Source organism: Micromonospora arida (genome assembly GCF_042873195.1).
Classification (GTDB): Bacteria; Actinomycetota; Actinomycetes; order Mycobacteriales; family Micromonosporaceae; genus Micromonospora; species Micromonospora arida.
Window position 1 is genome coordinate 345,621 of sequence record NZ_JBIALC010000005.1, and the last position, 12,309, is coordinate 357,929.

Below are 12,309 nucleotides of genomic sequence, written 5' to 3' on the forward strand. Positions count from 1 at the left end.
TAGTGGCATCGCCGGCGCGCTGATACCACTACAACCAGGATGTTGCGCGATCTTGCGGCCTGCGGGTCGGCCACCGTGACCGCTTCGCGCCGCCCAGTTTCCCGTACCCGCCAGCGTCCGGGGCTTGGCCGCGCGCGAACGGATCTCGCGCAGTAGGTTGGCGGGGTGACTGGACGGTTCCCGATCGAAGACGTCTCCCCCGTCGTCTCGTGCGGGCGATACCCGGCCAAGGCGGTGGTCGACGAGCCGGTTCCGGTGTCGGCGCGCGCCTACCGGGAGGGGCACGACGCGCTGGGCTGCAACGTGGTGTGGGCTGGTCCGGCCGGCGCGAGCCGGCCGTTCACCCGGATGCGCCCCGGCGAGCCCGGCCAGGACCGCTGGCACGCCACCATCACGCCGGACGCCGTCGGCTCGTGGACCTTCTCCGTGGAGGCCTTCCAGGACCCGTACCTGACCTGGCAGAACGCGGTGACCAAGAAGATCGCCGCCGGGCAGGGGCCGGAGGACCTGGCCAACGACCTGGCCGAGGGTGCGCGGGTGCTCGCCGCCGCCCGGAATCTCGTCCCGACCGCCGACCGGCCCCGGGTCGCCGACGCGCTCACCGCGCTGGTCGACACCGACCTGCCGCTGGCGCAGCGGGTCGACCCGGCGCTGGCGCTGGCCGACCTGCTCTGGGAGCACCCGGTCCGGGAGCTGGTCACCGCCGGTGACACGTACACGATCTGGGTTGACCGCAAGCGGGCGCTCTACTCGGCCTGGTACGAGTTCTTCCCCCGCTCCGAAGGGGCGGTAGGCGGTCGGTCCGGCACCTTCGCGACCGCCACCGAGCGGCTGCCGGGGGTGGCCGCGATGGGCTTCGACGTGCTCTACCTGCCGCCGATCCACCCGATCGGCCGGGTCAACCGTAAGGGCCCGAACAACGCGCTCACCGCCGGGCCGACCGACGTGGGCTCGCCGTGGGCGATCGGCGCCGCCGAGGGCGGCCACGACACGATCCACCCCGATCTGGGTACGCCGGCGGACTTCCGGGCCTTCATCCAGGCGGCGGCGGCACAGGGCCTGGAAGTGGCGATGGACCTGGCGTTGCAGTGCGCGCCGGACCACCCGTGGGTCACCGAGCACCCGGAGTGGTTCACCACCCGGGCCGACGGCAGCATCGCGTACGCGGAGAACCCGCCGAAGAAGTACCAGGACATCTACCCGGTCAACTTCGACAACGACCCGGAGGGCATCCGGGCCGAGGTGCTGCGGGTGGTGCTGCACTGGGTCGGCGAGGGCATCCGGATCTTCCGGGTGGACAACCCGCACACCAAGCCGTTCGACTTCTGGCACTGGCTGATCGCCGAGGTGAAGGCGGCCGATCCGGACGTGCTGTTCCTGGCCGAGGCATTCACCCGGCCGGCGATCATGCACGGCCTCGGCAAGATCGGCTTCACGCAGTCGTACACCTATTTCACCTGGCGCACGACGGCGGCCGAGATGCGGGCGTACTGCGAGGAGCTGATCGAGGCGGCCGACTACATGCGGCCGAACTTCTGGCCGAACACCCCGGACATCCTGCACGAGTCGTTGCAGCACGGCGGCCCGCCGATGTTCAAGATCCGGGCGGTGCTGGCCGCGCTGCTCTCCCCCTCCTGGGGCATGTACGCCGGTTTCGAGCTGTTCGAGCACGTGGCCCGGCCGGGCGCCGAGGAGTACCTGGACAACGAGAAGTACGAGCTGCGCCCCCGGGACTGGGCCGCCGCGGAGGCGCAGGGCCGTTCGCTGGCACCGTTCCTGACCACCCTCAACCGGGTACGCCGGGACAACCCTGCCCTGCACCAGCTCCGCAACCTGCGCTTCCACGAGATCGACAACCCGGCGCTGCTCTGCTGGTCCAAGCACGACCCGGAGACCGGCAACACGGTCATCGTGATCTGCTCGTTCGACCCGCGCACCGTGCAATGGGGCAACACGACGCTCGACATGCCGGAGCTCGGCTTCGACTGGCACGAACGGTTCACGGTGCACGACGAGCTGACCGGCACCAGCTACGACTGGGGTCAGCGCAACGCGGTACGGCTCGACCCGTACCTGCAACCCGCGCACGTGTTGACAGTGCGTCGCCCGACCCCGCCGACCCAGCCGCAGCCGGCGGGCGCCGAGCCGGCCGGCCTCACCGTCGCCGAGGTGCCGGACGACCTCTCCAGCGGCACCGCGCCGACGACCCCGGCCACCACGACTCCGGCCACGACGACCCCGGCCACGGTGACTCCGGCCACCACGACTCCGGCCACGGTGGCGTCCCGGCTGTCCGCCGCCCGTTCGGCCGCCGCCCGCTCGTCCCGTTCCGCGCCGACCGCTCCCGCCCCGAAGGACGACCGATGGACCAGCTGATCTCCGGCGCGACGCACGACCCGCACGCGCTGCTCGGCGCGCACCCCGCCGAGTCCTCCACCACGATCCGCACGATGCGCCGGGGCGCCGGCGACGTCGCGCTGCTCGTCGGCGACGAGCGGTACCCGATGAAGCGGGTGCACGACGTGGGTGTCTTCGAGGCGCAGGTCGACGGCGTCGTGCTCGACTACCGGGTGGAGGTCGACGGCACCGCGCACGACGACCCGTACCGCTACCCGCCGACCCTCGGTGAGCTGGACCTGCACCTGATCCGCGAGGGCCGGCACGAGCGACTGTGGGAGGCGCTCGGCGCCCGGGTCTTCGACGAGGGCGTGGCGTTCAGCGTCTGGGCGCCCAACGCCCAGGGCGTGCGGGTGGTTGGCGACTTCACCGGCTGGGGCGCCGACGACGGCTGGCCGATGCGGTCGCTCGGCTCCAGCGGGGTGTGGGAGCTGTTCGTCCCCAACGCCCGGGCCGGAGCCCGCTACAAGTACCGGGTGCTGGGTGCCGACGGGCAGTGGCGGGACAAGGCCGATCCCCTCGCGGCGTACGCCGAGGTGCCGCCGGCCACCGCCTCGGTGGTGCACCACTCGACGTACCGGTGGGACGACGCGGACTGGCTGGCCCGGCGGGCCGAACGGCAGCCGCACCAGGAACCGATGAGCGTCTACGAGGTGCACCTCGGCTCGTGGCGGCCCGGCCTGAGCTACCGCGAACTGGCCGAACAACTCACCGCGTACGTCACCGAGCTGGGCTTCACGCACGTGGAGTTCCTGCCGGTGATGGAGCACCCGTTCGGCGGCTCCTGGGGCTACCAGGTGACCGGCTACTACGCGCCGACCTCCCGGTTCGGCGACCCGGACGAGTTCCGCCACCTCGTCGACCGGCTGCACGCCGCCGGCATCGGCGTACTCCTGGACTGGGTGCCCGCGCACTTCCCGAAGGACGAGTGGGCCCTCGCGCGGTTCGACGGCACGCCGCTCTACGAGCACCCCGACCCGCGGCGCGGCGAGCACCCCGACTGGGGCACGTACGTCTTCGACTTCGGCCGCAACGAGGTGCGCAACTTCCTGGTCGCCAACGCGCTCTACTGGTGCGACCAGTTCCACGTCGACGGGCTGCGGGTCGACGCGGTCGCCTCGATGCTCTACCTGGACTACTCCCGCAACCACGGCGAGTGGGCCCCGAACAAGTACGGCGGCCGGGAGAACCTGGAGGCCATCGCGCTCATGCAGGAGGTGAACGCGACCGTCTACAAGCACCACGCCGGCGTCGTCATGATCGCCGAGGAGTCGACCGCCTGGCCGGGCGTCACCCGCCCCACCGCCGACGGCGGGCTGGGCTTCGGGTTCAAGTGGAACATGGGCTGGATGCACGACACCCTGCTCTACACCTCGAAGGACCCGATCTACCGCCAGCACCACCACCACCAGCTCACCTTCTCCCTGGCGTACGCCTGGAGCGAGAACTACGTGCTGCCGATCAGCCACGACGAGGTGGTGCACGGCAAGGGCTCACTGGCCGGCAAGATGCCCGGCGACACCTGGCAGCGGCTGGCGAACGTCCGCGCGCTGTTGGCGTACATGTGGGCGCACCCCGGCAAGCAACTGCTCTTCATGGGCTCCGAAATGGCCGACGACCGGGAGTGGAGCGAGGAGCGCGGCCTCGACTGGTACCTGCTGCACGACCCGGCCCGCGCGGGTGTGCAACGACTCGTCGGTGACCTCAACCGGGTCTACCGGGACACCCCGGCGCTCTGGGCACAGGACACCGAGCCGGCCGGGTTCCGCTGGATCGCCGGCGACGACGTCGCCAACAACACCGTGTCGTTCGTCCGGATCGCCCCGGACGGCTCGACGCTGGTGTGCGTGGCGAACTTCTCCGCGTCGCCGCTGCACGACTACCGGATCGGCCTGCCGGCCGGCGGCACCTGGCAGGAGGTGCTCAACACCGACGCCCACCACTACGGCGGGTCGGGGGTGGGCAACCTGGGCGAGGTACGGGCCGAGAACGTGCCGTGGCACGGAATGGTCGCCTCGGCGGCCCTCCAGGTGCCGCCGCTCGGTGCCGTCTGGCTCCGCCAGGGCTGACGGGTGAGCGGGACCGTTCCCCCGAAGCGTCGAGACGCTCCGGGGGAACAGACGCGGCTCAGAGGCGGGTGAGCCGGACGGCGTCGGCTACGACGTACCCCTGGGTGCTGGTCCAGCGGCTGACCCCGACGACCTGGCGCGTCCCCGCGGCGAAGTCGTAGGTGCCCAGCACCCGCCACTGGCCGCCGCCGCTGCGCTGGTCGACGGAGGCCGTCACGGTCCCGTTCGCGGTGGCCACCAGGTGCGGCGTGGCGCTGTTGTAGCCGGGGTCGGCCGGGTACCAGACCTCGACCCGGTACGAGCCGGCGGCGGGCAGCGTGGCGCTGAACCAGGCCGGGTCACTGACCGCCTGCGGCTCGGCGAACCGGTAGTTCGTGCCGTACCGCGCGGTGAGGTACGACGAGGTGCCCCAGGTGGCGGCGGCGGTGAAGCCACCAGTGGTGGTGTTGTCCACGATCACGCTGAACGTGCCGCCGGTGCCGGTGACCACCCGCGCGTTGCTGGCCGGGCTCTCGTGGTGCAGCCGGTCCAGAGCGGTCACCAGGTACCGGTAGGTCGAGCCGGCCGCGGCGGTGGCGTCGGTGAACGTCCCGGTGCTCCCTGAGGCACGCACCGTGCCGAGCAGGTTGCGGGCATCGGCCAGGTCGCAGGGGTCGACCGAGCCGTCGCCGGGCAGTCGGTACACGGCGTACGAGGCCGTGCTGCCGGCGGCGCCACGCTGCCAGTTCAGCGTCACCCCGCCGGTGCCGCGTACCGCCGAGGTGAGGTTCGGCGCGGCGGGCGCGGCACCGCCCACCCCGGCCGGTGCCAGGGCGGGCCGGCGGTAGTGGTCGGTCGTCACCCGGGAGACGGCACCGATGCGGTCGGCGCGTACGTCCTTGGCGCTGAAGTGGATGTCGCCAAGGATCCGGGGGTAGGCGCGGTTGAGGGTCAGGTGGTCGGTGAGTTCGGCCGGGTCCTGCCAGGCGGCATCCTGCCCGGAGGCCCCGGCGCGGTAGGTGGCCTGCCCGACGAGCAACTGCACGGTGGTGCCGTTGACGGTCTCCGACCACCAGCGGACCAGTTCCGCGTAGTCGGCCGCGGGGTGGCCGATCTGCCAGTAGATCTGCGGGGCGATGTAGTCGATCCAGCCCTGCTTCACCCAACGTCGGGTGTCGGCGTAGATCGCGTCGTACGACTGGAGGCCGGTGGTGCGCGAGCCGAGCGGGTCGGTGCCGGCGTTGCGCCAGATGCCGAACGGGCTCACGCCGAGCTTCACCCACGGCTTCGCGGCCCGAATCTTGGCACTCATCTCCTGCACCAGCAGGTTGACGTTGTTGCGCCGCCAGTCGGCGATGGTGCTGAAGCCGGCGCCGTACTGGGCGTACGTGGCCTGGTCGGGGAAACCCCCACCGCTGCCCGGGTACGGGTAGAAGTAGTCGTCCCAGTGCACCGCGTCGATGTCGTAGCGGCTGACGGCGTCCATCATCGCGGTCTGCACGAAGGCCCGGACGGCGGGGATGCCGGGGTTGTAGTAGAGCTGGCCGTTGTAGGCGACCGCCCAGCCCGGGTTCTTGCGGGCCGGGTGGCTGGCGGCCAGCTTGGTGAGGTCGGTGTGGGTCGCGACCCGGTACGGGTTGAACCAGGCGTGGAACTCCAGGTTGCGGGCGTGCGCCTCGGCCACCATGAAGGCCATCGGGTCGTAGCCGGGATTGCCTCCCTGGGTTCCGGTGAGCCACTGCGACCACGGCTCGTACGTCGACGGCCAGAAGGCGTCGGCGGCGGGACGGACCTGCACGACGACGGCGTTCATCCGACGCTGCTTGGCCAGGTCGAGCCAACCCCGGTACTCCGCCTGTTGGGCGGCGGCGGTGAGCCCGGTGCGGCTGGGCCAGTCGATGTTGGCCACGCTGGCGATCCACATGCCCCGGAACTGCCGTTTCGGGGTGGCCGGATCTGTCACGCAGGCTGTCTGGGCGGCCACCGGCACGGTGCCCGGCGACGTGGTTGGGGAGGGAGGGGCGGCCGTGGGGAGGGCCGCGCCGAGCGTCAGCGCCGCTACCAGCGCCAGCCCGGGAAGGGATCGATGAAAGTCTCTACGCACGAAAATATGTTCAGTGCTGCAGGACTGCCACGCAAGTATCCTTCACAGATTTCACTCTTCGAGGTCAGCCACTAACCGTTCGGGACGCGACGCCCACGGGCCGCTCTTGGCGCGAGACGCTGCCGGCAGCGGGCGTCACAGGATCAGACCAGGCCAGCGTCGCGCAGCAGCTGCCACAGGCCGGCGCCGTCCGGGGCGGACAGCCACTTCTGCCCCACCGGTCCCGCCGACGACGAGCCCGCCGGGGCGGGCAGGCTGCCGGCCAGCACCGACTGCGTGGGCGAGAGCCGACGGATCGCCACCCCGGCCACGTTCTGCGGGTGGGCGGCGGCGAATTCGCGGTAGATCTCCTGGTCGTGCTGCCCGTCGTCGCCGACCAGCAGCCACTTCACGTCGGGAAATTCCTTGGCCATCCGGGCCAGGGTGACCCGCTTGTGCTCCCGCCCGCTGCGGAACCACCGGTCGGCGGTCGGACCCCAGTCGGTCAACAGCAACGGCCCGGCCGGGTAGAGGTGCCGGGACAGAAACCGGGTCAGCGTCGGTGCCACGTTCCAGGCGCCCGTGGAGAGGTAGAAGACCGGGGCGCCGGGGTGCGCGGTGACGAGCCGCTCGTAGAGCACCGCCATACCGGGAACGGCGTTGCGGGCATGCTCGTCGAGCACGAACGTGTTCCATGCGGCGAGAAGCGGCCGGGGCAGCGCGGTCACCATCACCGTGTCGTCGATGTCGGAGATGATGCCGAACTTGACCTCCGGGTCGAGGATGCGCACCGGGGCGTCGACCGGCTCGGCGTCCGGGACACTGAGCCGGACCGTACCCCAACCGGGCGGGAGATCCGCCTCGACCAGGGTGTCGACGAAGCCGCTGCGGTCGGCCTGCGTCTCGTGGCGCACCCCGCCGGCCTCGATGGTCACCGTGACGTGCTTGTTGGGCAGCGTCGTGAAGCTGCGCCAGCCGCGGACCTTGTCCAGCCGACCCCGCTGGCGGGTGTCCGGACGGCCCAGCAGCACCCGACACATCACCCGCACCCAACCCGGCGCGCCGTAGCCGGTGTACGCGACGATGTTGACCCGCCAGCCGGTGCGCCGCAGCCGACGCTCGACGAGCTGGTGCACGGCGTCCTCGATGCGCGCAGCCCGGTGCAGGTTCGGAACGGCCAGTTGGCCGGCGGGAGTGGGTGGCACCCGCCAACCCTGCCACACGTCGACAGCCACGGCCACGCGAGCCGACCCCGGCCGCGCCGCTCCGCCCGGCTGCCGCAGAGCCGATCCGGCCCCACCCCGGCTGCGCTGATCCACCTCGGTGACCCGGCCGAACGTGAAACACTCCGGTCGGGACGACGACGGGGGCGCTGGTCGTGTCGCATCCAGAGCAGCACCGTGGGCGATGGCGCCCGCGACTCGATCGGCCGGCGCTCGTCGCGCTGCTGTTCGGGCTCGCCGGTGTCGTCTACCGGCTGGTCCTGACGCTGTTCACGGTGCCGGTGTCGAACAGCGACGAGGCGACCTTCGGCCTCGCCGCGCTGCACATCGGGCAGGGCCGGGAACGCCCGGTCTTCCTCTACGGCCAGCACTACATGGGGATGTTGGAGTCGTACCTGGCCGCCCCCCTGGTGGCGGTGGCCGGGCCGAGCTGGCCGGTGCTGCGCCTGCCGATGCTCGCGCTGTACGCGATCTTCCTCTACCTGATCCACCGGTTGACCCGCCGGCTCGGCACCCCGTGGTTCGCCGCCTTCGTGGTGGGTCTGCTCGCGCTCGGGCCGGAGCGGGTGGTGCGCGACCAGCTCACCGTCGTCGGTGGGCGGCCGGAGGTGAAGGCGGCGGTGCTGCTGATGCTGCTGATCACCGTGGGGTTGGCGACCGGCACGGTCCACCGCCGACGGCTCGCGATCGGCCTGTTCGGGCTGCTCGTCGGCCTGGCCGTCTGGTCGGACTGGCTGATCCTGCCGTACCTCGCGGTGGCCGGGTTGGCCCTGGTCTGGGCGGTACGGCGGGAGTTGCTCGGCTGGTCCGGTCTGCTGCTGGTGGCGGGGGCGGTCGTCGGCGTGGCCCCGATGATCGTGGACAACCTGCGGGCCGGGCCCGGTGAGGACTCGCTGTCGGTGTTCCGGGAGGTCAGCACCAAGGCCGGGCCTCAGCCGCCGTTGTCCGACCGGATCCGGGGCGGCCTGCTGGAGGGAGTGCCGCTGGCGCACGGGCTCTGCCCGGTGGACGGCTGCGGACGCTGGCAACAGTGGTTCGGCGTGCTGTACCCGGTGCTGCTGCTGGCCGGCGCGGCACTCGCGGTGCTCGCGTACCGTCGCGCCGCCGGAGCGCCGCGTGGGGAGCGGGTCGGACGCGGGGCCGAAGGGCTGCGCGGGGAACGGGTCGGGCCGGTCGTGCAGCTCGCGCTGATCGCCGGCGCGGCGTTGACGCTGCTGTCGTACGTGCGCAGTCCGCTCGCCGCGACCAGCCCGCTGGACAACGCCCGGTACCTGTCGCTGCTGCAACTGTCGCTGCCAGCGGTGCTCTGGCCGCTCTGGGTGGCGGCGCTGACCGCCTGGCGGGGCACCAACAGCGTGCTGGGGCGGTTCACCGGCGCGCTGTCCGCCGCCGTGCTGGCCGCGCTGACCGTGACCGCCCTGGTGACCACCGTGCTGTTCGCGGCCACCGGCACCGCGGCGTCGCGGACCGAGGAGCGCCAGGCCCGGGAGTTGGCCGCCGCGCTGCGCGCCGACGGACCCCACGAGGTGTACGGGGACTACTGGACCTGCAACCGATTGATCTTCAACACGGATGAGTCGGTGGTCTGCGGGGTGCTCGACGGAAACCTGTCGCCGGGGCAGAACCGCTACCGACCGTACTGGCGGCAGGTGGGGCGGGCCGAGCGGCCGGGTTACGTGGTGGAAGTCGACTCACCGATGGACCGGCGGTTGCGCCGGTTGCTCGCCGACCGGGCCGACGCCGCGCCGGTGCGGGAGGTCGGCGGCTATCGCGTGTACCACCCCGACACCCCGGTGCGGCCCTGGCGGTAGGGGCTGGTCGTACGCTGGCCGGGCCGGCGCGTGGGGCGCCGCCGTTTCGCCCGTCGAGGAGACCCATGCTCATCCTGTTGCCGCCCTCGGAGGGGAAGGCCGACGCCGGCACCGGACGGCGCTGGGCCCCGGACCGGCTCTCGCTGCCCGAGCTGAACCCGGCCCGCGAGCGGGTGCTGGACGCCCTGGTGGCGCTGAGCGCCGGGCCGGACGAGGAGGCCGCACGGGCGGCGCTCGGCCTCAGCGAAGGCCAGCGGGGCGAGCTGCGGCGCAACGCCCGACTGCGGGAGGCGGCCACCGCGCCGGCCGAGCGGCTCTACACCGGGGTGCTCTACGAGGCGTTGGACCTGGCCTCGTTGCCGGCCACGGCGCAACGGGCGGCCCGCCGGTCGATCCTGATCAGCTCCGGGTTGTGGGGCGCGGTTCGACTGGCCGACCGGATCCCGCCGTACCGCTGCCCGATCGGCGCCCGCCTGCCCGACGTCGGAGCGCTGTCGACGTACTGGCGCAGGGAGCTGACGCCGGCGGTGGACGGCGCCGCCGGGCGCGGCCCGGTGCTGGACCTGCGCTCCGGCGCGTACGCCGCCACCTGGACGCCGCGCGGTGAGCTGGCCGAGCGCACTGTCACCGTGCGGGTTCTGCACGAGCGGGAGGTCGACGGCGTGCCGGTCCGCTCGGTGGTCAGCCACTTCAACAAGGCGACCAAGGGGCGTCTGGTCCGGGACCTGCTCGTCGCCGGCGCCCGGCCGCGCACCGCTGCGGAGCTGGTGGGCACCCTGCGGGAGTTGAAGCACACAGTGCTGGAGCAGGCCACCGCCGCGAGCCGGGTGCGCCAGGTGGATCTGGTGGTCACCGACCTTTAGCGGCACCGCAGCCGCAAGATTTGCTCAAGGCTGGGCCGGAGGAGTTCCGTAACGGCGTGCCAGGGGCCACGGTAGGGCAACCCAGACTCCGACAAGGGAGCCTCCGTTGACCCACGAACCCGCCCTGCTCGACCGGCCCCACACCCCGACCACCCCATCCCCGCTGGGCTGGCTGACACTGGGCGACGCGTTCGAGGCTGCCTGCCTGCTGCGTTGCACGCCGCCACCGACCGCCGCCCGGCCCAGCGCGGTCCGGGCCGAGCACACCGCCGGGGTGGAGTTCAACCGGGAGGACGCCGCGCAGCGGATGCGGCAACTACTCAACCGGCTGGACATCCCGGTCACCCACGAGGTGGCCGTCGGCGGCCTGCGCCGCCGCTACGAGCTGCACCGGCTGTGGGTGCCCCGGGAACACCAGGGGGCGTACACCCGGATGTTGGACGCGGGCTGGTGGCAGGGGCGACGCGAGCTGCTCGGCGGGCCGCTGCCCGGCGCCTCACCGGCCCGCCGACGGTTGGTGACCCGCCTGGCCGAGGCAGCCTGGCGCTCGGCGTTGCTGGCCGCCGGGCGGCACGTCCGCCGGCACATCCTCGGTGTCCGGCTCACCGACCGGGAGCTGGCCGCGGTGCTGATCCGGGGTGCGGCCGTGCTCGACGTGCCGGCCCGGCTCCGCCCCGGCACCGGTTGCTTCCTGGTCAGCGTGGCCGACGGCCCGGACCGGCAGCGGATCCTGCGCAGTGCGGCGTTGGAGCCGGCGCGCGGCCCGGTGGTGGAACCCGGGACGGCGACGGCGCGCGGGGTGACCCCGGCGTCGGCGCGGGGTGCGGGCGTGGCGCCGGCGGGTCGCGCGGCCTGCTGATCGGGTTCCGACCGTCCGGCACGCCGTCGACCCCGAGCTTGCGCGCGCCCGCCCGACGGCGCACAGTGCACCGCGTGAGTCGTACCTCGTCGCGCCGCGCCGGCCTGGCCACCCTGTCGGCGGTGCTGCTGATCGCGAACCTGGCCGTCGCCAGTTGCCGGGACGCCCCGACCGAGCCGACGTCGATCCGGATCGCCACCGGTAGTCCCACCGCCGTCTACTACGCGTTCGGGCAGTCCCTGGCGGCCATCCTCAACCGGGAACTCCCCGACGTACGGGCCAGCGTGGTGATCACCGCCGCCTCGGCGGAGAACGTCCAGCTCGTCGGCTCCGGCGGGGCCGAGTTGGGCTTCACCCAGGCCGACGTGCTGCCCACCAGCACGGCGGGAAGCCCAGCGGTCGACGCCATCGCCCGGGTGTACGACGACCAACTGCACCTGGTCACCACGAGCGGCGGCCCGGTCCGCACGGTCGCCGACCTGCGCGGCCGGCGAGTCTCCGTCGGCGCGGCCGGCTCGGGCACCGAGATCACCGCGACCCGGCTGCTGGAGGTGGCCCGCCTCCGTGGTGACGAGGTGCGTCGGGAACGGCTCGGACTGGACGACTCGGTGGCAGCGCTGCGCTCCGGGCGGATCGATGCGTTCTTCTTCTCCGGTGGACTGCCGGTCCGGGGCATCGAGGAGTTGGCCGACACCAGCGCCATCCGGATCGTGGACCTCAGCGAGTGGACCGAGCCGCTGCGCTCACGCTACGGCCAGGTCTACGTCTCCCGGGACATCCCCCGCTCCGTGTACGGGGTGGACGCGGTGACCACCGTGGCCAACCCGAACTACCTGATCGTCCGGGCCAACCTGCCGGAGCCGTTGGTCCGTGAGGTGACCCGGCTGCTGATGGACCGCCGGGCCGAGCTGGCCGCCGCCCATCCGGCGGCGGGACGGATGAGCCCTCGCTCGGCGATCGTCACCGCGCCGCTGTCGCTGCACCCCGGCGCCGCGTCCTGGTACCGCGCCACCAAACCGTGACGG

Annotated in this window: 8 protein-coding genes; 6 read left to right on the forward strand and 2 right to left on the reverse strand. The window is 72.6% G+C overall.

What is annotated here, in order from left to right:
* The first annotated feature begins 165 nt into the window (after nucleotides 1-165).
* A complete protein-coding gene (locus ACFYP0_RS18410; protein WP_356980179.1) occupies nucleotides 166-2,376 on the forward strand; it encodes an alpha-1,4-glucan--maltose-1-phosphate maltosyltransferase in 2,211 nt (736 codons plus the stop codon).
* Nucleotides 2,364-4,466 carry a 1,4-alpha-glucan branching protein GlgB gene (gene glgB, locus ACFYP0_RS18415; RefSeq protein WP_386996834.1) on the forward strand — a complete coding sequence of 701 codons (2,103 nt, stop codon included), beginning with the start codon at nucleotides 2,364-2,366 and terminating at the stop codon, nucleotides 4,464-4,466. The genes ACFYP0_RS18410 and glgB overlap by 13 nt, the downstream gene beginning before the upstream one ends.
* Before the next feature lie 58 nt (nucleotides 4,467-4,524).
* Here glgB and ACFYP0_RS18420 read toward each other — a convergent pair whose 3' ends face one another.
* Together ACFYP0_RS18420 and ACFYP0_RS18425 are read right to left on the reverse strand one after the other, a co-directional pair.
* A complete protein-coding gene (locus ACFYP0_RS18420; protein ID WP_355500786.1) occupies nucleotides 4,525-6,549 on the reverse strand; it encodes a family 10 glycosylhydrolase in 2,025 nt (674 codons plus the stop codon).
* Between the two features lie 143 nt (nucleotides 6,550-6,692).
* Entirely contained in the window at nucleotides 6,693-7,733 is a 1,041-nt protein-coding gene (locus tag ACFYP0_RS18425) for an App1 family protein (RefSeq protein ID WP_124854636.1), read from the reverse strand.
* Nucleotides 7,734-7,906: 173 nt separating this feature from the next.
* Between ACFYP0_RS18425 and ACFYP0_RS18430 the strand changes: the two genes are divergently transcribed.
* The 4 genes from ACFYP0_RS18430 (at nucleotide 7,907) to ACFYP0_RS18445 (ending at nucleotide 12,306) form a co-directional block, all read left to right on the forward strand.
* Nucleotides 7,907-9,562 (forward strand): ArnT family glycosyltransferase, encoded by a 1,656-nt coding sequence (locus tag ACFYP0_RS18430; protein ID WP_386996837.1) that lies wholly within the window; start codon nucleotides 7,907-7,909, stop codon nucleotides 9,560-9,562.
* A gap of 65 nt (nucleotides 9,563-9,627) precedes the next feature.
* Nucleotides 9,628-10,425 carry a peroxide stress protein YaaA gene (gene yaaA, locus ACFYP0_RS18435; RefSeq protein ID WP_386996840.1) on the forward strand — a complete coding sequence of 266 codons (798 nt, stop codon included), beginning with the start codon at nucleotides 9,628-9,630 and terminating at the stop codon, nucleotides 10,423-10,425.
* A 106-nt stretch (nucleotides 10,426-10,531) separates the two neighbouring features.
* The gene (locus ACFYP0_RS18440) at nucleotides 10,532-11,284 is read left to right on the forward strand and encodes a hypothetical protein (protein ID WP_355500795.1); all 753 of its coding nucleotides are present in this window, start codon (nucleotides 10,532-10,534) and stop codon (nucleotides 11,282-11,284) included.
* A 65-nt stretch (nucleotides 11,285-11,349) separates the two neighbouring features.
* Nucleotides 11,350-12,306: a TAXI family TRAP transporter solute-binding subunit gene (locus ACFYP0_RS18445; protein WP_386996842.1), complete on the forward strand. Its 957-nt coding sequence runs from the start codon at nucleotides 11,350-11,352 to the stop codon at nucleotides 12,304-12,306.
* Nucleotides 12,307-12,309 lie beyond the last annotated feature (3 nt).

What these genes read in the sequence shown, in the direction of transcription:
- yaaA (WP_386996840.1), top strand. Translation starts at nt 9,628, where the DNA reads ATGCTCATCCTGTTGCCGCCCTCGGAGGGGAAGGCCGACGCCGGCACC.
- glgB (WP_386996834.1), top strand. Translation starts at nt 2,364, where the DNA reads ATGGACCAGCTGATCTCCGGCGCGACGCACGACCCGCACGCGCTGCTC.